This window comes from Rurimicrobium arvi (assembly GCF_039540495.1).
Classification (GTDB): Bacteria; Bacteroidota; Bacteroidia; order Chitinophagales; family Chitinophagaceae; genus Rurimicrobium; species Rurimicrobium arvi.
Window position 1 is genome coordinate 208,973 of sequence record NZ_BAABEZ010000022.1, and the last position, 23,187, is coordinate 232,159.

Here is a 23,187-nt window from a genome sequence, read left to right on the forward strand (position 1 = left end):
TTACGTGATGAGGGGTATTACCAGATATCCAGTCCGAAACGCTTCGCATTATCCTGAGCCTGCTCGTAACCTGCATCGCTGTGACGCAGGATACCCATGGCCGGATCATTATGCAGCACGCGTTTGAGGCGTTCGTCCGCATCATCTGAACCATCGGCTACAATGACCATACCTGCGTGCAAAGAGTAGCCCATGCCTACGCCACCGCCATGATGGAAGCTCACCCAGCTGGCTCCGCCCGCAGTGTTGATCAGCGCGTTCAGGATCGGCCAGTCCGCCACTGCGTCGCTGCCGTCTTTCATTGCTTCGGTTTCCCGGTTCGGAGAAGCTACAGAACCGCAATCGAGGTGATCGCGGCCGATAACGATCGGTGCTTTTACTTTCCCTTCGCGTACCAACTGATTGAACAGTAAGCCTGCTTTCTCGCGCTCTCCCATACCCAGCCAGCAGATACGTGCCGGAAGGCCCTGGAATGCGATCTTGTCTTTTGCCATGCTCAGCCAGCGTTGCAGTCCCTTGTTCTCAGGGAACAATTCTGCGAGTGCGCGGTCTGTAGTATAAATATCTTCGGGATCTCCGCTTAAAGCTACCCAGCGGAATGGCCCTTTACCATCGCAGAACAGCGGACGGATATATGCGGGTACAAATCCGGGGAAGTCGAATGCGTGTTCCACACCTCGTTTATCCTTTGCCTGTCCGCGCAGGTTATTGCCATAATCAAATGTGATGGCACCGCGTTTTTGCAGTTCGAGCATCAGGCGCACATGGTGGGCCATCGTATCAAGCGAACGCGATTTGTATTCTTCCGGGTTGGAATCGCGCAGGGCATTTGCCTGGTCTACGCTCATGTTTTCCGGAAAATAACCGATCAGCTCATCGTGGGCCGACGTCTGGTCCGTGAGTGTGTCCGGTGTGATATTGCGTTCGATCAGCCTTGAAAGCAGGTCTACCACATTGCATACCACCCCTATGGAAATAGCTTCACCTGCTGCTTTTGCGCGCAGCGATTCGTCTATAGCTTCATCGATGTTATGGTACATCTTATCAATGTAGCGGGTATCCAGCCGTTTGCGTATACGCCATTCTTCCACGTCCGCAGCAAGGCAAACGCCTTCGTTCATGGTAATGGCCAAAGGCTGAGCGCCACCCATGCCGCCGAGTCCCGCTGTTACGTTCAGCGTGCCTTTCAGGCTACCCTGGAAATGCTTGTTGGCTAGTGAAAGATAAGTTTCATAGGTACCCTGCACAATACCCTGCGACCCGATATAGATCCAACTTCCGGCAGTCATCTGGCCATACATCATCAATCCTTTCGCCTCCAGTTCGCGGAAGTGCTCCCAGGTTGCCCAGCGACCCACCAGGTTTGAATTGGCGATCAGCACACGGGGGGCATTTTTATGCGAACGGAGGATACCCACGGGTTTGCCGCTTTGTACCATCAACGTTTCGTCTTCATTCAGGTCGCGGAGGCATTCGAGTATCTTGTCGAAGCTTTCCCAGTTACGGGCCGCTTTACCGATACCGCCATAAACGACCAGGTCTTCAGGGCGTTCTGCCACTTCAGGGTCCAGGTTGTTCTGGATCATACGGTAAGCAGCTTCTGTCACCCAGTTTTTGCAATGCAGCGCAGAGCCGGTGGGCGACTTTACAATACGTTTTGAGGTTTGTGTGCTCATAAGAATAACACTTTACAATTGGATGTTATAATGATTGTTACAGGATCGTTTGCTGAATAGACGCGAGTATGTCTGCTGTTTCTTCTTTGCTGTTACCTTCAGCGTAAACGCGCAGCAAAGGTTCTGTTCCCGATGCACGCAGCATCAGCCAGCCGCCATTGTCGAGGTGGTATTTGATACCATCGATGTTTTCCACGCGGTTGTAGGTGTATTTGCCGAATTGTCCGTACACGCCATCCTGCGCATTGCGGATAATACTTTCTTTGAGTTCGTTCGGAATGGTAAGGTCCAGACGGTCGTAGCAGAAAGTACCTACTACAGCATACACTTCGTCGCACAATTGTTTGAGCGTTTTGCCGCTGCGGGTCATCAGATCGTAGATCAGCAGACCGTCATAAATACCGTCGCGCTCCGGAATATGCCCTTTTACGGCAATACCGCCGCTTTCTTCGCCACCCACCAGCACATCTTCCTGTGTCATGATTTCGCTGATGTATTTGAAGCCGATAGGTGTCACGGTAACCGGCAGATTATAAGCCGCGCACATTTTCTTCACACGGTCGGTAACCGAGAAAGCAATCGCAACTTTACCGTTGAGGTTTTTATGTTTGTGCAGGTAATTGATCAGCAGTAAAATCACATGGTGTGAATCCACGAAATTGCCGTCTTCGTCGTACAATCCGATACGGTCGGCGTCGCCGTCCGTTGCCAGACCTATCTTCAGTTCCGGCGTGCCGGCCATTGTAGCGGAAAGCTCTTTCAGATTCTTATCTATCGGTTCCGGAGCCTGTCCGTGGAAGCCGGGATTGTCATCGCAATGCAGCAATACCGCCGAAGGCAGCAGTTTGCGGATTACATTCTGTCCTGCTCCGAACATCGCGTCGTATGCAAGTTTATAGGGCGACCGGTTCAGCAGTTCAAAGTCGAAATGTTCCTTCAGATAATCCAGGTACATTGTCTCAAGATCCACATATTCCAATTGCCCTGAAGACAACAGTTCACTGATAGCGGTATCGGGAACAGCAACGGTATCCGGAATCAGTTGTTCCACTTCGGCGATTTCGGAAGGACTGGTAGGACCGCCATGAGGGCCTTTCAGCTTAAATCCGTTGTAGCCTACCGGATTGTGGGATGCTGTGATTACAACGCCTTGCTGTGCATTCAGTTTCAGCACCGCCATCGAAACCATAGGTGTACTCACAAAACCCTTCGCAAGCAATACTTTGATGCCGCTGGCACATAATACACGCGCGGTTGTTTCTGCGAACATTTCACCGCCGAAGCGACAATCATGACCGATTACAACGGTGTTTTGCTGTTGTTTGCCGTTCAGCCAGGCTGCAAGTCCCTGGGCAACACGGGCCACGTTGTACACGGTATATTCTTTTGCAATAATGGCACGCCAGCCATCGGTGCCGAATTTTATTTTTTCTACTTGCATAGAGGAGTGTTTCAGTGAATGATTTTCAGGTGGCAAATGTACGGTATTCACTCTATCGGGCGCATGCTATTTATAAAGGTTTTCTATTGAAAACTAAGTGCTGATTGCCGGAAATCGCTTACCTTTAGCTGCGAAAAAAGCAGTTTTTTGCTTCCGAATATGCCGAAACTCACGTTTGCGATATTACCTGTTGTGCTTTCGTCTCTGATGCCGTTAGCAGCAGGTGCCCAGGTTTATAAAAGTTCCGATTCCAACTCAATACATCCCGTATTGACCCGTATACCCAAGCCTAAGCCCATTACGCGCGAGAACAGCTTCGGTTTCCGGATGAATTCAGACGGCTGGAGTGTGGTGTACGAGGCCGGCAAATCGGTTTCTGAAGATCTGAAGCGTATCGAACGTTTTTACGATGTGCGTGTGTTCCAGATCGAGCTGTCCGAACGTCATCATCCTAAAGAAGTGAGGATGTACGGTTGGGATATTGATCACCAGAGCGACAAACAATATATTTTCGGTAAAATAAATAACTTTTATGCGCTCAAAGGGAATTACCTGTTCCGTAAAATGATCGCAGGGAAACCTATCGATGGTAATGTGTCGCTGCACCTGGTGTACGGTGGCGGTTTATCCATTGGTTTACTAAAACCTTATTACGTCAATGCTTACGTGTCTGAAGACGGTGGTCAGACATTCTCCAAAAAGGACGTGGGCTTTAAGCCGGAAACATCCCCTTACTTCCTGAATCCCGTGTACGTTATCGGCGCTTCCTCCTGGGGAGCCGGGCTGGGAGGTATTAAAGTCGTACCCGGTCTGCACACCAAGCTGGGCATGCATTTTGATTTTGCACGGCAGACCCGCGTGGTAAGCGCTGTGGAAGTAGGTGTGACGGGCGAACTGTACAGTAAGAAGATCGAAATTATGGCCGATCAGAAAGCTACTGCTTATTTCTTTAACCTTTATGCCGGTATACAATTTGGCAAACGCCACCAATGATTGTAATTTGCGGCCCGATTTTTTATGCAAGAACTGAATGTGATCAGCAGTACTGCCAATGCTGAGGAACCGAGAGTGAAAAAGCCGAACTGGCTGAGAGTGAAACTGCCTACCGGAGAGGGTTACAGGCATGTACGGGGACTGGTGGATACGCATAAGCTGCATACCATCTGCGAAAGCGGCAACTGTCCGAATATGGGGGAATGCTGGGGAGCAGGAACGGCAACGTTCATGATCCTCGGGAACATCTGTACACGTTCCTGCGGTTTCTGCGCAGTAGCGACAGGGCGTCCTTTACCCGTAGACTGGGATGAGCCGCAGCGCGTGGCCGAGGCCATTTTCCTGATGAAGGTGAAACATGCGGTGATCACGTCCGTAGACCGTGACGAACTCAAAGACGGTGGTTCTATCATATGGGCCAATACCATCAAAGCGGTCCGTGCTTTAAATCCTGACACTACCCTGGAAACCCTGATCCCCGATTTTAAGGGCGACTGGGACAACCTGCAGCGTATGATAGATGTGGCTCCGGAAGTGGTTTCGCACAATATTGAAACCGTGGAGCGCCTTACCAAACAGGTGCGTATCCAGGCCAAATACCATCGCAGCATGGAAGTGATCCGCCGCCTGAAAGATGGCGGTATGCGTACCAAAAGCGGTATCATGCTGGGGCTGGGAGAAGAAAAGCAAGAGGTATTACAAACCATGCAGGACCTCGCAGACAACGGACTCGACGTACTTACGCTGGGTCAATACCTGCAGCCTACACCAAAACATCTACCGGTTGTTCGCTTTGTACACCCGGATGAGTTTGCCGAATACCGTGAGGCAGGGTATAAGATGGGACTTGATTTCGTGGAAAGCGGTCCGCTTGTAAGATCTTCCTACCATTCCGAAAAACATGTGATCGCGGGAGAAGGCCGCCGCATGTGGGAAGCGGAAAAAGCTGCGGGATTCGCTTAAAAGCTTATTTAAATTGTTCTACCGCGATCCGTTCATTGCAAAACGAATATTCGCGTTCATCATTGGATGCAACTACCACGAGTCGACCCTGACCGTACTGTTGCATCCAATTCTGGTATTGGGCTACTCCCTTATCGTCCAGGTTGGTGCAGGGCTCATCGAGGAACAGCGCCTGCGTATCGCTGAAGATCGCCTGTGCGAGTTTTACACGTTGTTTCATGCCCGAGGAGAAATCCCCGATCAGCTTATCTCCCGCCTGCCGGATGCCGATCAGGGCAATGATGTCGTCTATGGTGATGCCTTTAAGCGGCTGTTTAAAACGGAAATGAAATTGCAGGAATTCCCGTAAAGACATTTCTTCGATGATATCCATGCCCGGGGCGCAAAAGCTCACGTGCCGGAATACCAGTTCCGGTGCAATACGATGTCCGTCGAATGAATACTCCACAGTGCCTTTGCTGGCCTGTTGGATGCCGGCGATAATGCGTAACAGCGTGGATTTTCCGCTGCCGTTCACGCCCAGCAGCGCATAAGAACCCGGACCCTGAAGCGTCAGATGTACGTCGCGCAGAACAGGGTGGTGTACAAACTTCTTGGAAAGGGAATTAACCGATATCTTCATTGTGGCGTCGAGTATAGCCGCGCATGATGCCGCGTCCGGTCTCACGGATGAAATTCAGGATTTCATCGCGCTCATCGGAAACAGGAATTTCTGCCTCAATGATCTCCATCGCCTTGGAAACGTTATATCCGCGCACAAACAAAATGCGGTATATGTCCAGGATATGGTTGATCTTCTGCATATCGTAGCCGCGACGCTTCAGCCCCACGGAGTTTACACCCGCATAGGAAATCGGTTCGCGCGCTGCTTTAATGTAAGGCGGTACGTCTTTTCTTACAAGCGTACCCCCGGTTACAAATGCATGCGAACCGATGCGTACGAACTGCTGTACGGCAGTAAGTCCGCCCAGTACCACATTGTCACCGATTGTGATATGACCCGCCAGTGTTGTGTTGTTCGCGAAAATACAGTAGTTGCCCACAATACAATCGTGCGCCACGTGCGAATACGCCATGATCAGGCAATTGCTGCCTACTTCGGTACGCCCTTTATCCGTGGTGCCGCGGTTGACCGTTACACATTCACGGATAGTGGTATTGTCGCCGATCACCGTAAGCGTGTGCTCGCCACGGTATTTCAGGTCCTGCGGCATTGCAGAGATAACCGCGCCGGGAAAAATCTTACAGTTTTTCCCGATCCTGGCTCCTTCCATAATGGTGACATTGGACGCTATCCATGCACCATCGCCGATCTCCACATCGCGGTGGATCGTGCTGAATGGCTCTATGGTAACATTATGGCCTATCTTGGCTTCCGGATGTATGTATGTGAGCGGATGAATCATTATTTCTTTTCTTTACGAACCAATTGGGCCACTAACTCAGCTTCGGTAACGAGCTTATTGCCGACATAGGCCGAGCCTTTCATCTCAAAAATGCCGCGACGTACAGCTCCTGTCAACTCCATATGGATGACGAGCGTATCACCGGGAACCACTTTTTGCTTGAATTTTACCTTGTCGATTTTCAGGAAATAGGTGTCGTAATTTTCAGGGTCTGTATAGCTGTTCAGCGCAAGGATGCCTCCCACCTGAGCCATTGATTCAATTTGCAGCACTCCGGGCATAACCGGGTTGCCGGGAAAATGTCCCGTGAAGAACTGCTCGTTCATCGTCACATTCTTGATGCCCACAACATGGTTATCAGACATCTCGATGATCTTATCCACCAACAGGAACGGATATTTGTGCGGCAGGAATTTTTCGATCTGGTTGATATCATAGATCGCCGGCATATTCGGGTCGTAAGACGGAATACCCGCCAGGTGTTTATTGGAACGGATGTATTGCTTTATCTTTTTCGCAAACTGCACGTTGGACGCATGTCCCGGGCGGCTGGCGATGATGTGTGCATTGATCGGGTAGCCGATCAGTGCGAGGTCTCCGATCACATCCAGCAGCTTATGTCGCGCCGGCTCGTTCGGAAATTCCATCTGCAGGTTGTTGAGAATGCCTTCCTGCTTCACTTCTATATGATCTTTGCCGAATACTTTGGCCAGATGGTTCAGTTCTTCCTGGCTCACCGGCTTGTCCACCACTACGATGGCGTTGCTCAGATCGCCGCCTTTGATCAGGTTATTTTCCAGCAGGTATTCTATTTCATGCAGGAAGCAAAACGTACGGCAGGAAGCAATTTCTTTTTTAAAGTGCGACAGATTCTTCAGACTTGCGTGCTGTGTTCCGAGAATCGGCGAATTGAAGTCGATCATCGTAGTCACCTGGTAATCCTGCGAAGGTATTGCCAGCATATCTACGTTCTTGGCCGGATCATAAAAATGGATGTTGTTATCGAGCGAATACACAATACGCTTCGCATCCTGTTCCTGCAAACCGGCACTTTCAATCGCCTCCACGAATTCGCGGCTGCTGCCATCGAGAATGGGAACCTCAGGGGCGTTCAGCTCAATAAGTGCGTTATCCACCTGCGTGCCCACCAAAGCGGCAAGCAGGTGCTCGATCGTGCTGATGCGTGCACCATTATGTTCAATGGTGGTTCCGCGTGAGGTATCCACTACCAGGTCTGCATCTGCTTTTACAATAGGCTGATCCGGAAGGTCTATACGCTGAAAGCGGTATCCATGGCCTGCAGGAGCCGGCTTGATGGTGATCTTCACCTGAAGGCCGGTATGCAATCCTACACCGGACAAGGTTACCGGTTCTTTTAATGTATGTTGATTTTGATGAGCGTGGCTGTTAACTCGCAATGTCTGTTTTTTTAGGGCTGTTGATCAATTACTGGCCTTCCGCAGTTGCTGTGTTGTCGCTTTTGAGGTTCCTGAGTTCCTGTTCGAGTCGTGCCAGTTTCTGCTGAATCTCCGGCAAATGTCTGAAAATTGCCTGACTTTTTAATACGCTTTTATAATCGAAGGCCGGAGTACCGTTCAAAACGGTATGGGGATCGTTTACAGACTTGGAAACTCCGCTCTGAGCATTGATATGTGTATGGTCGGCTATAGTGAGGTGACCGATTATGCCCGCCTGGCCACCGATCATACAGCGCTTGCCTATTTTAGTGCTTCCGGCGATACCCGCCTGTGCAGCAATAACGGTACATTCGTCAATTTCCACATTATGCGCCACCTGGATCAGATTATCTAGCTTTACTCCTTTACGGATCAGTGTGCTGCCCATGGTTGCGCGGTCAATGGTACAATTCGCACCTATTTCCACATCTTCTTCGATCACCACGTTGCCCAACTGGGGTATTTTCTGATAGGAACCGTCCGCCTGCGGGGCGAATCCGAATCCATCGCCGCCGATAACGGCACCGGAATGGATAATGCTGCGCGCGCCGATCATGCATTCATCATATACTTTCACGCCTGAATACAAAGTCACTTTCGTGCCAAGCTGAACGTTGCGGCCCACAAAAGAATTCGGATAGATGCGGCACCCGTCTGCAAGCACTGCGCCTGCCGATATATAGGAAAAAGCGCCTATATATACGTCATTTCCTATTTTGGCGCTATCAGCGATAAAACACGGTTGTTCAATGCCTTTGGGTAGTTCACTCTTTGCCATTTCGCTGTAATACTGCATGAGGCTGGCAAACGCGGCATAAGCATCCGGCACACGGATAAGGGTGGCTTTTACTGGGGCTGTAAGCTGCAGTTGTTCATTCACCAGCACAATAGCGGCGTCTGTGGTATAAAGATACTCCTCGTATTTCGGATTGGCGATAAAGCAGAGAGAACGGTTCCCTGCGGTTTCTATTTTGGAAATCTCCGAGACGCTCCGGTTTTCGTCACCCTCAATTTTTCCGCCTAATAATGCTGCTATCTGCTTCGCACTAAACTCCATTCAAAATAATTTTACGTCTTTAATTCGTTCCGCGTGTATCTTATAGCCCCCCGTAGGCGGATAAAGGTACACAAAAACCTTACCTCACCTAGTCACTTAACAATTGATAAACAGAAACGCAATATTTCCCCGGATAGTATAAATTGTCGCTTCAAAAAGTTGCCGGGGGAAAACGGTTTTTATGTACGTTTGCATCCATGTCAATCAGTGTAAGCTCGCTGACCAAGAACTACGGGTCACAAATAGCCGTCAATAATATTTCATTTGATATTCCAAAGGGACAAATTGTTGGTTTTCTGGGGCCAAATGGTGCCGGAAAGTCCACTACCATGAAAATGATCACCGGCTATCTGCCGCCCACATCAGGTACGGCGTCGGTGTGCGGTTTTGACGTGCAGACCCAATCTATGGACTTGCGCCGTCACATCGGTTACCTCCCGGAACAGAACCCGCTTTATTACGATATGTATGTACGGGAGTACCTGGAGTTTACCTGCGGTATTCATAAAATAGAAAAAAAGCAGCGCGCTGCACGTATTGAAGAGATTATTCAGATGACCGTTCTTGGCAAGGAAGCCCATAAAAAGATCGGCATGCTCAGTAAAGGATACAAACAACGGGTGGGACTTGCACAGGCAATGATCCATAACCCGGATGTGCTGATCCTGGATGAACCGACTTCAGGACTGGACCCGAATCAGATCGTAGAGATCCGCGACCTGATTATCGACATCGGTCGCGAAAAAACGGTTTTACTGTCCACGCATATCATGCAGGAAGTGGAAGCGATGTGCAGCCGCGTCATCATCATCAATAACGGCAATATAGTAGCAGACGATAAAATTGCCAACCTTCAGCAGGCCGGCAGCAATAAGTCTTTGCTGGTGAGCTTTGAACAGAGTGTATCCAAAGAACTGCTGAAGAAAATTGCAGGAGCCGGACGGATGGAGGACCTGGGCAACAACCGTTGGAAACTGTATACATCCCGCCCGGAAGAACTGCGTAAATCCGTGATGAAATGGGCGCTTGACAATGATGTGAACATCCGTTCGCTGCAAACCGAAACACAGTCGATGGAAGACGTGTTCCGCAGTGCCACCAAATAACTATTATCAGTTAAAGCCAAAATAGACAACATTGAAACCGCTAGAGATATTACAGCAAAAACAACAACAGGCCCTGAAAGGCGGAGGAGAACACCGCATTGAAAGCCAGCATAAAAAAGGAAAATTAACTGCACGCGAACGTATCAGCCTCCTGATGGACGAAGGATCTTTTGAAGAGATCGGGATGTTTGTTGCACATCGCAGCAAAGACTTCGGAATGGAAAACGAGGTTTACCTCGGTGATGGGGTAGTAACAGGTTACGGTACTGTCAACGGTCGCCTTACTTATGTCTTTTCCCAGGATTTTACCGTATTCGGCGGAAGCCTTTCGGAAACCCATGCTGAGAAGATCTGCAAAATAATGGACCTCGCACTACAGAACGGTGCACCGCTGATCGGTCTTAACGACAGCGGCGGCGCACGTATACAGGAAGGGGTGGTATCCCTGGGCGGCTATGCAGACATCTTCCACCGCAATGTTAAGGCTTCGGGAGTGATCCCCCAGCTGTCGGCTATCATGGGCCCCTGCGCGGGTGGTGCGGTTTATTCACCCGCCATAACAGATTTCATTTCCATGGTCGAGCATACCTCTTACATGTTTGTTACGGGGCCTAACGTCGTAAAAACCGTTACGCATGAAACTGTGAGCAGCGAGGAGCTCGGTGGTGCTGCGACGCATGCTTCCAGGTCAGGTGTCACACATTTCACCAATCCCAATGAAGTAGCCTGTATCGACCACCTGAAAAAATTATTATCCTACATACCGCAGAACTGCGAAGATGATGCGCCGGTTTATCCTTACGAAGCAGGAGAGGAATACCGCGCGAAGCTGGATGCGATCATCCCGGAAAACCCCAACCAACCCTACGATATCAAAGAAGTGATCGAAGAAGTGGTGGATGCCGGTACGTTCCTGGAAGTGCACAAAGACTACGCGGAAAATATCGTGGTAGGTTTCTCCCTCATCGGCGGACGCAGTGTGGGTGTGGTGGCCAACCAGCCAGCGAGCATGGCCGGTGTGCTGGATATCAATTCTTCCAAAAAAGCTGCGCGTTTCGTGCGATTCTGCGATGCATTCAATATTCCGCTGCTGGTACTGGTAGATGTGCCGGGCTTCCTGCCGGGAACCGACCAGGAGTGGAACGGTATCATTACCAACGGAGCGAAACTGCTGTATGCTTTAAGCGAAGCCACCGTTCCGAAAGTGACCGTGATCACGCGTAAAGCGTATGGCGGTGCCTACGATGTTATGAACTCCAAACACATCGGTGCCGATCTTAACTACGCATGGCCAAGTGCCGAGATCGCAGTAATGGGCGCTAAAGGCGCCGCGGAGATCATTTTTAAGAATGAAATCGCTGCTGTTGCCGATAAAGAGGCTAAGTGGAAGGAAAAAGAAATGGAGTACATGGAGAAGTTTGCCAATCCATACGGAGCAGCTGCACGCGGCTTTATCGATGAGGTGATCGTGCCGGGTGCTACGCGCTCCAAGCTTATCCGCGCTTTTGCAATGCTGGAGAATAAAGTGGTGAGCACACCGCGTCGCAAGCATGGAAATATTCCGCTGTAGATTATGGATATAGAAACGCTGCGCGAATACGCTTTACGCTGTAAAGCCGCTACGGAAGACATTAAGTGGGAAGACCACCTGTGCTTCAGCGTAGGCGCTAAAATGTTTTTACTCACGTCACCGGCCGCTGTGCCGGTGACGGCTTGTTTTAAGGTGTCTGAAGAAGATTTCGACCTGCTGTGCGAACGCCCGGAATTCCGCCAGGCGCCCCATTTTGCAAAACGCAAATGGATCTATGTAGACGACATCAACGCACTCTCTTCCAAAGAATGGAAACTGTATCTGCAACGTTCCTACGAAAGCGTTGTCGCGAAGCTCACAAAGAAGCTGCGCGCGGAACTCGGCATTTGACAGCCATTGGCGTTCCTGTCCCTGTTTTTCTGAACAGCATCTTAAAAAATGACTTTTGTCATTGTTCCCTGTGCAATGCCTTTGTAATTTCATGGAAGCAATAATGCGACACTATGGATTACATAGATTATTATAAAGTACTCGGACTTGAGCGCAATGCCACAGACGAGGAGATTAAAAAGGCTTACCGCAAGCTCGCACGCAAATTCCATCCCGATCTTAACCCCAACGATAAGGACGCTGAAAAGCGCTTTAAAGAGATCAATGAAGCCAACGAAGTGCTCGGAAATGCGGAAAACCGTAAGAAATACGACCAGTATGGTAAAGACTGGAAGCATGCCGAAGAAATTGAAAAGCAGCGGCAGCAATACAGCCGTCAAGGTAATTCAGGCGCTTCTCAGGGCTTTTCGGGCTCCGGTTTCGAAGGGTTTTCCCAGGGCGGATTCGGAGGGGAGGGTGGCGACTATTCCGACTTTTTCGAATCCCTGTTCGGGAACCGCGAGAGCGGCGGCAGGCAACGTTTCCGCGGTCAGGATCTGCAGGCTTCGATGAACTTATCGCTCCGCGATGTATTCCATACTCATAAGCGCGAACTGGATGTAAATGGCCGTAAAATCCGCATCACCATTCCGGCTGGTATGGAAGACGGACAAAAGATCCGTCTGAAAGGACATGGCGGACCCGGAGCCAATGGCGGACCCGCGGGCGACCTCTATATTGAATTCCACATTCAGAACGACACGCCTTTCCGGCGCCAGGGTAACGACCTCTATAGCACCGTGCCGCTGGACCTGTACACTGCAATATTGGGCGGTGAAGTGCTCGTGGATACTTTCGATGGTAAAGTAAAGCTGAAGGTGGAACCGGGCACAGCCAACGGCAGCAAGCGCCGGCTGAAAGGTAAGGGCTTCCCGGTGTATAAGCAGGAAGGAAGCTTCGGTGACCTTATACTGAATTTCGAGATCCGGCTTCCGGAGCACCTGAGCGAACGGGAAAAAGAATTGTTTACCGAATTAAAAAATCTGAGACAATCATGAGCGGACAAAGTTTTATACTGCTGAATACCCTTTGCAGCGAATATGGAGTGGAAATCCAATGGGTACACGGTCTGCGTGATCAGGGCCTGATACAGATAATATGGATCGACGGTGCGGAGCAGTTGCACGAAGATGAATTGCCGCCTTTTGAAAAAGCGGTGCGGCTGCATCGCGATCTGCAGGTATCGCTACAGGATATCGACCTTGTGTTCGGATTGCTGGATCGCATAGAAACGCTGCAGCATGAGGTGTCCCGCCTGCAGCAACGGCTTTCTTCCTACGAATAAAAAACGCCCGGTTCCGTAAAAGGAGCCGGGCGCATGTTATATACTTTCAGATTTTTACAGGTTCTTCACGAGTTCGAGCGCAAAATCACTTGTAGAAAGCAATGTTGCATCCTGCATCAGGTTGTAGAAATCGATCGTCACACGCTTGCGCTTGATCGTCATTTTCAGCGATTCCACAATCATGTTCGCAGCTTCCGTCCAACCCATATATTGCAGCATCATCACACCGCTCAGCAGCAGTGAAGAAGGGTTCATCATGTTTTTTCCTGCAAAGCGCGGAGCCGTTCCGTGCGTTGCCTCAAACACCGCATGCCCGGTGCTGTAGTTGATATTGGCGCCCGGGGCGATCCCGATACCTCCCACGGCTGCTGCCAGTGCGTCGGAGATATAGTCACCGTTCAGGTTCAGCGTAGCGACTACCGAATAGTTTTTCGGAGCAAGCAGGATCTGCTGCAGGAAGTTATCGGCAATTGCATCGTCGATGATGATACGGTTGTCGGCTTTTGCTTTTTTCAGCGCCTCATTTGCAGCATCTTCACCCTGTTCTTTTTTGATTGCTTCCCACTGATCCCAGGTAAATACTTTGTCGCCGAATTCACGCACCGCCATCTGGTAACCCCAGTTTTTGAATGCGCCTTCGGTATACTTCATGATGTTGCCTTTGTGCACGAGGGTCACCGTAGGGCGGCCATGCTCGATCGCATACTGGATTGCCGCGCGGATCAGGCGCTCAGAGCCATCTTTACTCACGGGCTTGATACCGAAAGACGTGGTTTCCGGGAAACGGATTTTCTTGCCGGCACCAAGTTCATTGGTCAGGAAGTCGAGCAGTTTTCTTGCTTCCGGGGTATCGTAGTTGAATTCGATCCCGGCATAAATATCTTCTGTGTTTTCGCGGAAGATCACCATGTCCACATCTTCAGGATGCTTTACCGGTGAGGGCACACCCTGGAACCATTCCACCGGGCGCAGACACACAAACAGGTCGAGCTCCTGGCGCAGCGCCACGTTCAGGGAACGGATACCACCGCCGATAGGCGTTGTCAGCGGACCTTTGATAGATACCAGGTAATCTTTACATGCCTGCAGCGTATCTCCCGGCAGCCATTCTCCGGTTTGATTGTATGCTTTTTCACCAGCCAGGACCTCTTTCCACTCGATTTTTCTTTTCTGGCCATATGCTTTTTCGATGGCGGCATCCATTACTGTTTTGCTGGCAGCCCACACTTCAGGGCCAATGCCATCGCCTTCAATAAACGGAATAATAGGGTTGTCCGGGACACTTAACTTTCCGTTAGCGCCCATTTGAATGTGCTGTGCCATGGCTTGCTTGCTGATTGAATTTTTTGGTTTTTGGAAAAAAGATGCGCAAATGTAATCAATAGGAAAGGAATACGCGCGGGTATTATACTTTTTTAGCACGATTCTGCCAAAGCCGCCACACGCGCGGCTGAAAGGCTGCCCAGTGCCACTCCCATGCCGCCCATGCGGAACGCTCCGAACACGCGGTTGCTGAAAGCTTTTACCACCGGTGTCTTGGTTTCGCCAAAGGCCATTATGCCCGACCAGCGCTGTGCGACAGTAAAGCTTCTGCCCGGCAGCAACTGTGTTGTGAGCAGTTGCAGCAGGCGATCCTGTATCCGGTCGTGCAATGCGAGTTCTGTGCTTGTTTCTCCTTCAAAATCTATATTGCGCCCACCGCCGAGCAACACACGCCCTTCGAGTTCCCGGAAATAATAATAGCCTTCCTCAAAATGGAAAATACCCTTAAAAGGCAGGTCCGGTATGGGGTTGGTGATGAGCACCTGACCGCGGCCGGGGCGCACATCCTGTTCCGGCAATAACTGCCGCGTAAAGGCATTCGTGCAGATGAACAGTTTTTCGCAGCGCAGCAACCATCCTTCCGGCCTTAAGGGGTCGTCGACGGAAACATACACGCCGTCTGCCTCTTCCCGGAACGAACTTACCGAAGCTCCGGTTTTTATTTCTATATGGTTTTCGAGAGCAAGGTCGCTCAGCGCACGCAGCATATGCCCGGTATGGATCGCACCTTCGCAGTAATTTTCCGCTACCGCGGCACAGAAGCCCGGGTGAAAGCCAAAAGAGGCCGCATTACGCGATGAGATGCCGAATGCATCTTTGCCGGTCACCGGTCGCATGAGCCTGTTCAGGTAATCTATCCGGTCCAGCACATACAGTTCGTCCTCGCGCAGCAGGTCGTAGCTGCCATCGCTGCGGTAATGTATGCGCTCGTCTCCGAGCCTTTGGCGCAGCAGATCGAGGCCTGCTTTACGGTCGGCAAACAATTGTACTACTGAATCTTCCGTATCGGTGCGCAGATCAGCTACGAGCTCCGAGGGACTCCCCATGCAGGCAAATCCTGCATTGCGCGAAGAGGCGCCGGTGCTCATCAGACCGCGCTCCAGAACGAGTATCCGCTGCGCGGGAAAACGCATGCGCCATTCGATAGCCGTGCTCAGTCCTACGAGTCCTGCCCCGACCACAATACAGTCGTAGCCGGTAAAAGAAGCCTGCTCCCAATATGAGATCATATAATAGTGCTGTTACTGAACAGAAACGATCAGTGAATCCTGCTGCAGTTTCCGGGCCATTTCGTTCGCCCAGTTGATCACGAGGTTAGCTTCCTCACGGCTGAGTTTTGCATCGGCATGCATCCAGGTGTAGCTTTCCAGCGGCATTTCGCCTTCCGTCACCTGCTCGGATATTTCTACGTATTTGCGCAGCTTACGCTTGAGCTTATAAGTGCCCCATGCCGAGAAGTTCAGTTCGTCTTTTCCTTCATCCACATGATGATCCATCCACCAGTACACCGGCTGTATGTTAGCGTACCAGGGATAATGCGTATTGTCACTGTGACAGTCGTAACACGCTTTGTGCAATATCTGGTTTACATCGTCCGGTACCAGCGATACCGATGCAATATCGTTAACGGGAGCTGCCGTGCTTACATTTTTGGCAGGGCGTATAAATTGTATTGCGATGAATACAACGAGTAAAATCCATCCGAGTTTTTTCATTGCTAAGTGCTTCTGTTGCGCAAACTTATCATAAAAACCAGCACCGCCATAAGCTTTATGATTATTTAAATGCCTTATCTGTTCCCCGACTGCGGGTGAAGCCTTTATATTTGCGCACAAAACTCCGCATACATGCCGGTAACGATAGAAATCATCAACCAATCCAAACATCCTTTACCTGAATACCAGACTGCCGGAGCCGCCGGTATGGACCTGCGTGCGAACCTCGACGCACCCGTTAGCCTTGCATCGCTGGAGCGCAGGCTGATCCCCACCGGATTATTTATCGCATTGCCCAATGGCTATGAGGCGCAGATACGTCCGCGCAGCGGCATGTCTGTGAAGAAAGGACTCACACTGGTAAATGCGGTTGGCACCATCGACTGTGATTACCGCGGAGAGATCATGATTCCGGTGATCAACCTGTCGACAGAAACCCAAACGATAGAAGACGGGGAGCGCATTGCGCAAATGATCATTGCGCGTTACGAACGGGCGGAATTGCAGCCTGTGGAAGTGCTGGAAGATACGGCACGCGGTGCGGGGGGATTCGGTCATTCGGGTACGAAATAAAAAAAGTGGATGTATGCGGATCAATATTGCAATAGATGGTTATTCTTCCTGCGGGAAAAGTACGATGGCGCGCGAACTGGCGCGTGAGCTCGGTTACACGTTCATCGATAGCGGGGCTATGTACCGCGCGATCACTTTATATTTCCTGCGGCATAAGGTGGCATTGGATGATGCCACGGCAGTTGCAGCAGCGCTCAGTAACATACAATTGCGTTTTGAGCGCACTCCCGGCCGGGAACAATCGCATATATGCCTGAACGGCGAAGATGTTTCGGAGGAGATACGCGAAATGCATGTGGCGGGGCAGGTGAGTGCGGTAGCAGCAATTCCGGCAGTACGCCATTTTGCCGTAGCCCAGCAGCAGGAGATCGGGAGGGAAAAAGGAGTGGTGATGGACGGGCGCGATATTGGTACCGTGGTATTTCCCGATGCCGCATTGAAAATATTCGTCACCGCAGATATACAGGTGCGGGTGCAACGCCGGTACGAAGAGCTCCGGGCAAAGGAGCCGGGTATTACCATGGAAGAAGTAAGGGCGAATCTTGAAGCCCGCGATCATATAGACACCACGCGCGCGGAAAGCCCGTTGCGCCGGGCGGCGGATGCCGTTTTGCTGGACAACAGCAGGCTTAGCCGGGAACAGCAACTGATGCTCGTACTCAGCTGGGCACGCGAAAAAACGGGGATTCAATAGTTTTTCAGGTAAAACAGGCCCGGAGACCGGGAAAACAGGAAAAATTATTTTTTCCCGTAATGAATTAAGTTATTACCTTTGCCGTCCAAAAATTTCACTTAAAAGGAGGACCCAAAAATTGGAAGAAAACAAAATTCCACAAGTACAGTCAGCTCACGATGATTTTGACTGGAGCGTTGACAAGCGCAACGTAGCCTCTTACACCAAAGAAGATCGTAAAAAATACGAGGAGGTGTACGAGCAAACCTTCACTTCTATCGACGAAGCGCAGGTTATGAACGGAACCGTAGTGGGTAAAACCAATACGGATGTTATCGTAAACATCGGATTTAAATCTGATGGAATGATCTCGTTGAACGAATTCCGCGACATGGACGTGAAAATCGGCGACGAAATCGAAGTAATGGTTGTAGAGAAAGAAGACCGTAACGGTCATCTGCACCTGAGCCGCAAAATGGCCCGCGCTGCACGCGCCTGGAATCAGATCGTTGAGTTCTACAAAACCGGCGAAATCGTTACAGGTAACATTACTTCAAAAACCAAAGGTGGTCTTATCGTGGATGTTCACGGTCTGGAAACCTTCCTCCCTGGCTCTCAGATTGACGTAAAACCGGTTACGGATTACGATCAGTATGTGGGCAAAACAATGGATTTCAAAGTGGTGAAAATCAACGAGCAAATCCGCAACGCAGTAGTGAGCCACAAAGCGCTGATCGAAAGCGATATGGAAGCTCAGCGCAGCGTGATCATCGGCCAGCTGGAAAAAGGTCAGATCCTGGAAGGTACCGTGAAAAACGTTACCGACTTCGGAGCTTTCATCGATCTGGGTGGAGTAGATGGTTTGTTGTATATCACAGATATCAGCTGGGGTCGTATCAATCATCCTACAGAAGTACTCAGCAATGGTCAGAAACTGAACGTTGTTGTGCTTGACTTCGATGATGAGAAAAAACGCATCAGCCTCGGTCTGAAACAACTGACTCCTCATCCTTGGGACAACCTGTCTGAAGAGATCGTTGAAGGCAGCACTGTTACCGGTAAAGTGGTTAACATCGAAGATTACGGAGCATTCCTCGAAATCCTCCCTGGTGTTGAAGGTCTGGTACACGTATCAGAAATCACATGGTCTTCTCAGCCGATCAATGCTAAAGAATTCTTCAAAATGGGCGATGAATACCAGGCAAAAGTGGTGACTCTGGATAAATCCGAGCGCAAAATGAGCCTGTCTATCAAACAACTGACAGAAGATCCGTGGGAAACTATCGAAAACAAATACCCGCTCGACAGCCGTCATAAAGGTGTGGTGAAAAACCTCACTCCTTACGGTGTGTTCGTAGAACTGGAAACAGGTATCGGCGGTATGATCCACATCAGCGACCTGAGCTGGATCAAACGCTACAATCACCCTAGCGAATTCACTAAAGTTGGTGAAGATATCGAAGTGGTGATCATGGGTATCGATAAAGAAAACCGCAAATTGTCCCTCGGTCACAAACAAGTGGAAGATGATCCATGGAATACATTCGAATCCGTATTCCCGATCGGTTCTATTCACGAAGGTACTGTGATCAAGAAAGATGATAAAGGTGCAACAGTTCAGCTGCAATACGGTCTGGAAGGTTTCGCTCCTGCACGCCAGCTGCGTAAAGAAGACGGATCTACAGTAAGCGCTGACGAGACAATTCCATTCATGATCCTCGAGTTCGATCGCAACGACAAACGTATCCTCGTTTCTCATACCCGCGTATGGGAAGCCGGTAAAGCTGAAGAACAAGAGTCTATCAAGAAAGACAACAAAGATCAGGCAGAAAACACCAAGAAAGCGGTGAAAAATATCCAGAACAAAGTTGAGAAATCAACTCTGGGTGACATCGGTGCACTGGCTGCCCTGAAAGACAAAATGAAACAAGACGAAGAAGGAAACAAATAAGCTCCTTCCGTTCGGGAATCATACGAAAGGCCACCCTGAAAAGGGTGGCCTTTTTGTTTGCAAAACAATCGGTAAATTCCTGGTATAAATGTAAATTTGCACACCCAATCTCTTATTGATCAATCAATAATAACTCACCTTGCCACGCATCATTACCCTCACACTCTGCTGCCTGCTGCACTTCAGCTCCTTTGCTGCATCTTTCTCCCTCTCCGCTTTCCGTACGAAAATAGCCACTTCCGACCGCTTCAGCCGTGTAACCGTTATCGACCGAAGAGCCGATACCAGCCGTGTGATCGGGAAGGTAAAACTGGACGCAACCGTAGGACTGGAAGACCTGTTATCTGAACGGCCTTTGCACGAAGAACTTGAAAACTGGTATATACAGAATGGTAAGCGACAGGAAAGCGAAACCGGACTGGTGGTAATACTATACGCATTTGAAGCAAAGGAATTACCCGCCGATCCGCTGGCAAACCTTGAGTCGGCTACTTTCACCTATTCCGCCGATTTCTTTTCCACCGTTGACGGAACTACTTATCGCCTGCTGGCATCGGTGGATACCGTTTGCAGCATTACGGCTTTTAATGTTACCGATCCGCTGTATGAGATGGTAAACAGGGTACTGGCAGCATCCTACAGGGTAATGCGGAAATTCCCTGCCGTCTCCGACAGGCAATACACCTATGCAGAGGTGCAGGCACATCAGCAGAACAGCTATAAAAGCTTCCTGCCTTTCAATGGCGGCACCCTGCCGGATCAGGCTTATTTTGAGGACTGGAACGACTTCAGGGCTATGCGTGGTGCCACCGACAAAACCTTTGTAAAAAAGAGCGATTATGTGACCGTGTACCGCATACGCAAGGACAAGAAGAACATAATGACCAATGCTACCGGGCAGGTATTGATCTACGAAGGAACGCCATATTACCAGATGAATGCCACTTACCGGGAAATGATACTGAAAGACGGTGAATACTGGATCAAATCACCTGTATATGTGGCGCACTTTGCACCGAATGCCACATCCGGACTCGTCGGAGCTGTCATTGCACCCAGACAGAAAGTATATGTGCTGGAGCCTTACGAATGCAGGATCGATTCCCGTACCGGCCGCGTTATCCCGGTAAACGAACTGGGTAAAGACGACGACCTGGGCAGAAGTCTCGGTATCAGCAGAATGGCGGGCTTTATTAACTGATGCAATCTTATGTAACGGAATACTATGAATGCAAGGTAAATCCTCGCCGCGGCTCGCTGATTCCCGTCCGCAAACCCGCCGATAAAGCGGATCAGGATCATTATCTGCGTATTCTCTAATTAAACCGGATATTTGCAGCAGATGCAAACACTCATTACCCATATAAAGCACCTGTATCAGGTAGAGACAGGCGCAGTAAAGCATACGGTGGCCGGCGCAGATATGGCGCATTTGCCTGAACTGGAAAACGCCTGGCTGCTCATTGAAAACGGTCGTATCCATAGCTTCGGCAGTATGGATCAGGTGCCGGAACTCCGCGCCGATGAATCTATAGACGCTTCCGGATGCCTGGTGCTTCCGGCATGGGTGGATTCGCATACACACCTGGTGTTTGCCGCACCCCGTGAAGAGGAGTTTGTAGACCGCATCAAAGGGGTTTCGTACGAAGAAATTGCGCGCAAAGGCGGTGGTATCCTCAATTCGGCCCGCAGATTGCGCGATATGGATGAGGAACTGCTGTATGAGCAGTCGCTGCAACGCCTGCACCAGGTGGTAGCCCAGGGAACCGGCGCCATCGAGATCAAGAGCGGTTACGGACTTGGCACAGAAGCAGAGCTGAAAATGCTGCGGGTGATTCGTCGTCTGAAAGAGACAAACCTCATACCGGTGAAAGCTTCCTTCCTGGCTGCGCACGCCTATCCTGTTGAATATAAAGAAAATAAGACTGCTTACATCAAGTTGATTATAGACGAAATGCTCCCGCGTGTTGCAGGTGAAGGACTTGCGGATTATATGGATGCATTTTGTGAAGAAGGTTTCTTCAGCGTAGCCGATACGGAGCAATTGCTGGAGGCTGCGTGGAAATACGGACTCAAGCCGAAGATCCATGCGAATCAGCTGCATTATTCCGGTGGCGTGGAAGTAGGCGTGAAGCATAACGCGGTATCGGTAGATCACCTAGAATGCGTCGGAGATAAAGAAATTGCTGCACTGCAGTCGGGGAATACGATGCCCACTTTGTTACCTGCTGCTGCTTTTTTCCTGGGTATCCAGTACCAGCCTGCGCGCCGGATCATCGATGCGGGTCTGCCGGTATGTCTCGCTTCCGATTACAATCCCGGCTCCTGTCCGTCCGGTAATATGAATCTACTGATGACGATTGCCTGTACGCAGCTTAAAATGACTCCCGCTGAGGCGATCAATGCCGTTACGCTGAACGGCGCGGCTGCTTTGGAACTGAGCACCGAAATGGGCACTATTGCCGCTGGCAAACGCGCAAACCTCATCATCACGAGACCCATGAACAATGCCAATTTCATCCCCTACGATTTCGGGAACAATCCGGTAGGGCGCATGATATTGAATGGGAAGCTGATGTAGCATTGAGATAAACAATCCCCCTAATGATTTTGAGGAACTGTCCGCCCTTTAGCATACCAAAGGGCGGACAGTCTGTATACAGGAGGTCCCTTCCTGTATCAGGAACGTTGGGTAATGCCGCTTAGTGTAGCCTGGTTGTTTTTCAGGAAGGCGTAGGTGATGTTGTCGGCCGTACAATGCTCGAATCGTACTTTCTTAAACCGGTCGTTGTATTTGAAAAAGGTGTTCCTGAAGTTTACCCCTTCAAACGTGACATTGTAAAACGAGCAATGCTCAAAATGACAGTCCTCGAAGTCGCCGCTAAAGGTCATGTTGCTGATATTGGTGCGTCTGAACCTGGTGAATTTCCAGTGTACCTCCGTTACGGTGTTACTTTCCAGATTACATTCCATTACTTCGGCCCCGGACCAGTCTGCACCGGAGAAATCGCATTGTTCGATATTGCTTTTGAAGCATTCGGCATCGATAAAAGTGCATGCGTTAAAGCGGTTCTTTCCCAGGTTGGACGATTGGATTTTGCTGTTCCGGAAATCGGCTCCCGAAAAGTCGCACAATTCTATATTGTTTCTCCCGAGTAGAAGCCCGGAGAGATCGGAATTGCGGAACGAACAGTTTTTGATATTGGATGAGCTGAATTTTTCGCTCAGGTTCTTCAACCCGGAAAAATCTGCGTCGGTCCAGTTGCCGCGCGACATATCCCAGTTCCAGTCGGCTCGTTTACCGGGTGCGGCACTATTATTTGTTGTCTCAGGTATCGGATCAAGGGTTGCGATCGTCGCTGTTTCCCCGTTCGTGTGCCCGTCGGAAAAATAGTTCAGGTCCACACCGAATATTTCGGCGAGGCGGTTTAAGGTGATGATATCCGGCATGGATTCGCCGCGCTCCCATTTGCCTACGGCCTGCGGACTGATCGCCACCCGTTGTGCGATATCGGCCTGCGACAGGCCCATTTTCTTTCTGGCTTCGGCTATTCTTGTACCGACATTTGTTGATTGTAGCATCGTTTTACCTGGTTTTTTGTGATACC

At 50.1% G+C, this 23,187-nt stretch carries 22 protein-coding genes; 12 read left to right on the plus strand and 10 right to left on the minus strand.

Features of this window, described 5'->3' with window-relative positions; all coding sequences use genetic code 11:
• Window positions 1–17: 17 nt before the first annotated feature.
• Together hutU and ABD846_RS07595 are read right to left on the minus strand one after the other, a co-directional pair.
• Window positions 18–1,676 carry a urocanate hydratase gene (gene hutU, locus ABD846_RS07590; RefSeq protein WP_344824743.1) on the minus strand — a complete coding sequence of 553 codons (1,659 nt, stop codon included), beginning with the start codon at window positions 1,674–1,676 and terminating at the stop codon, window positions 18–20.
• A 37-nt stretch (window positions 1,677–1,713) separates the two neighbouring features.
• Window positions 1,714–3,117, minus strand: a complete 1,404-nt coding sequence (locus ABD846_RS07595; RefSeq protein WP_344824746.1) for a phosphoglucomutase/phosphomannomutase family protein — start codon at window positions 3,115–3,117, stop codon at window positions 1,714–1,716.
• Between the two features lie 147 nt (window positions 3,118–3,264).
• Here ABD846_RS07595 and ABD846_RS07600 point away from each other — a divergent pair, with 147 nt between their 5' ends.
• Entirely contained in the window at window positions 3,265–4,110 is an 846-nt protein-coding gene (locus ABD846_RS07600; RefSeq protein ID WP_344824750.1) for a hypothetical protein, read from the plus strand.
• A gap of 24 nt (window positions 4,111–4,134) precedes the next feature.
• On the plus strand, window positions 4,135–5,073 hold the full coding sequence (gene lipA, locus ABD846_RS07605; protein ID WP_344824753.1) for a lipoyl synthase: 939 nt from the start codon (window positions 4,135–4,137) through the stop codon (window positions 5,071–5,073).
• 4 nt (window positions 5,074–5,077) lie between these two features.
• On the opposite strand, the gene ABD846_RS07610 is transcribed toward lipA, so the two are convergent.
• From ABD846_RS07610 to lpxD, 4 genes are read right to left on the minus strand one after another with little or no spacing between them, the layout of a single operon-like run.
• Window positions 5,078–5,695 (minus strand): ABC transporter ATP-binding protein, encoded by a 618-nt coding sequence (locus ABD846_RS07610; RefSeq protein WP_344824756.1) that lies wholly within the window; start codon window positions 5,693–5,695, stop codon window positions 5,078–5,080.
• Window positions 5,679–6,479: an acyl-ACP--UDP-N-acetylglucosamine O-acyltransferase gene (lpxA, locus tag ABD846_RS07615; RefSeq protein WP_344824759.1), complete on the minus strand. Its 801-nt coding sequence runs from the start codon at window positions 6,477–6,479 to the stop codon at window positions 5,679–5,681. The genes ABD846_RS07610 and lpxA overlap by 17 nt, the downstream gene beginning before the upstream one ends.
• Window positions 6,479–7,897, minus strand: coding sequence for a bifunctional UDP-3-O-[3-hydroxymyristoyl] N-acetylglucosamine deacetylase/3-hydroxyacyl-ACP dehydratase (locus ABD846_RS07620; RefSeq protein ID WP_344824762.1), 1,419 nt, complete (start codon window positions 7,895–7,897; stop codon window positions 6,479–6,481). Before ABD846_RS07620 ends, lpxA begins: the two co-directional genes overlap by 1 nt.
• A 28-nt stretch (window positions 7,898–7,925) precedes the next feature.
• The gene (gene lpxD, locus ABD846_RS07625; RefSeq protein ID WP_344824765.1) at window positions 7,926–8,993 is read right to left on the minus strand and encodes a UDP-3-O-(3-hydroxymyristoyl)glucosamine N-acyltransferase; all 1,068 of its coding nucleotides are present in this window, start codon (window positions 8,991–8,993) and stop codon (window positions 7,926–7,928) included.
• 197 nt (window positions 8,994–9,190) lie between these two features.
• On the opposite strand from lpxD, the gene gldA reads away from it, so the two are divergent.
• The 5 genes from gldA (at window position 9,191) to ABD846_RS07650 (ending at window position 13,344) form a co-directional block, all read left to right on the plus strand.
• The gene (gene gldA / locus ABD846_RS07630) at window positions 9,191–10,099 is read left to right on the plus strand and encodes a gliding motility-associated ABC transporter ATP-binding subunit GldA (protein WP_344824768.1); all 909 of its coding nucleotides are present in this window, start codon (window positions 9,191–9,193) and stop codon (window positions 10,097–10,099) included.
• 31 nt (window positions 10,100–10,130) lie between these two features.
• Window positions 10,131–11,669, plus strand: coding sequence for an acyl-CoA carboxylase subunit beta (locus tag ABD846_RS07635; RefSeq protein ID WP_344824771.1), 1,539 nt, complete (start codon window positions 10,131–10,133; stop codon window positions 11,667–11,669).
• Window positions 11,670–11,672: 3 nt separating this feature from the next.
• Complete coding sequence (locus ABD846_RS07640; RefSeq protein WP_344824774.1) at window positions 11,673–12,020, plus strand: MmcQ/YjbR family DNA-binding protein; 348 nt, start codon at window positions 11,673–11,675, stop codon at window positions 12,018–12,020.
• A gap of 113 nt (window positions 12,021–12,133) precedes the next feature.
• Complete coding sequence (locus ABD846_RS07645; protein ID WP_344824777.1) at window positions 12,134–13,057, plus strand: DnaJ C-terminal domain-containing protein; 924 nt, start codon at window positions 12,134–12,136, stop codon at window positions 13,055–13,057.
• On the plus strand, window positions 13,054–13,344 hold the full coding sequence (locus ABD846_RS07650) for a chaperone modulator CbpM (RefSeq protein ID WP_344824780.1): 291 nt from the start codon (window positions 13,054–13,056) through the stop codon (window positions 13,342–13,344). The genes ABD846_RS07645 and ABD846_RS07650 overlap by 4 nt, the downstream gene beginning before the upstream one ends.
• A gap of 54 nt (window positions 13,345–13,398) precedes the next feature.
• Here the strand turns inward: ABD846_RS07650 and icd are convergent, their stop codons facing one another.
• Genes icd through ABD846_RS07665 form a run of 3 tightly spaced genes read right to left on the minus strand, consistent with a single transcriptional unit; the run spans window position 13,399 to window position 16,382 of the window.
• The gene (icd, locus tag ABD846_RS07655; RefSeq protein WP_425568024.1) at window positions 13,399–14,766 is read right to left on the minus strand and encodes an NADP-dependent isocitrate dehydrogenase; all 1,368 of its coding nucleotides are present in this window, start codon (window positions 14,764–14,766) and stop codon (window positions 13,399–13,401) included.
• Window positions 14,760–15,896: an NAD(P)/FAD-dependent oxidoreductase gene (locus tag ABD846_RS07660; RefSeq protein ID WP_344824783.1), complete on the minus strand. Its 1,137-nt coding sequence runs from the start codon at window positions 15,894–15,896 to the stop codon at window positions 14,760–14,762. The genes icd and ABD846_RS07660 overlap by 7 nt, the downstream gene beginning before the upstream one ends.
• A gap of 12 nt (window positions 15,897–15,908) precedes the next feature.
• On the minus strand, window positions 15,909–16,382 hold the full coding sequence (locus ABD846_RS07665) for a heme-binding domain-containing protein (RefSeq protein ID WP_344824786.1): 474 nt from the start codon (window positions 16,380–16,382) through the stop codon (window positions 15,909–15,911).
• Between the two features lie 132 nt (window positions 16,383–16,514).
• Between ABD846_RS07665 and dut the strand changes: the two genes are divergently transcribed.
• From dut to hutI, 5 genes are all read left to right on the plus strand, one after another.
• Window positions 16,515–16,955 (plus strand): dUTP diphosphatase, encoded by a 441-nt coding sequence (dut, locus tag ABD846_RS07670; protein ID WP_344824790.1) that lies wholly within the window; start codon window positions 16,515–16,517, stop codon window positions 16,953–16,955.
• A 13-nt stretch (window positions 16,956–16,968) separates the two neighbouring features.
• Window positions 16,969–17,649: a (d)CMP kinase gene (cmk, locus tag ABD846_RS07675; RefSeq protein ID WP_344824793.1), complete on the plus strand. Its 681-nt coding sequence runs from the start codon at window positions 16,969–16,971 to the stop codon at window positions 17,647–17,649.
• A gap of 118 nt (window positions 17,650–17,767) precedes the next feature.
• The gene (rpsA, locus tag ABD846_RS07680) at window positions 17,768–19,579 is read left to right on the plus strand and encodes a 30S ribosomal protein S1 (protein WP_344824796.1); all 1,812 of its coding nucleotides are present in this window, start codon (window positions 17,768–17,770) and stop codon (window positions 19,577–19,579) included.
• A gap of 139 nt (window positions 19,580–19,718) precedes the next feature.
• Entirely contained in the window at window positions 19,719–20,780 is a 1,062-nt protein-coding gene (locus ABD846_RS07685; RefSeq protein WP_344824799.1) for a hypothetical protein, read from the plus strand.
• Between the two features lie 141 nt (window positions 20,781–20,921).
• A complete protein-coding gene (gene hutI, locus ABD846_RS07690; protein ID WP_344824802.1) occupies window positions 20,922–22,160 on the plus strand; it encodes an imidazolonepropionase in 1,239 nt (412 codons plus the stop codon).
• 98 nt (window positions 22,161–22,258) lie between these two features.
• Here hutI and ABD846_RS07695 read toward each other — a convergent pair whose 3' ends face one another.
• Window positions 22,259–23,161, minus strand: a complete 903-nt coding sequence (locus ABD846_RS07695) for a helix-turn-helix domain-containing protein (RefSeq protein WP_344824805.1) — start codon at window positions 23,159–23,161, stop codon at window positions 22,259–22,261.
• Window positions 23,162–23,187 lie beyond the last annotated feature (26 nt).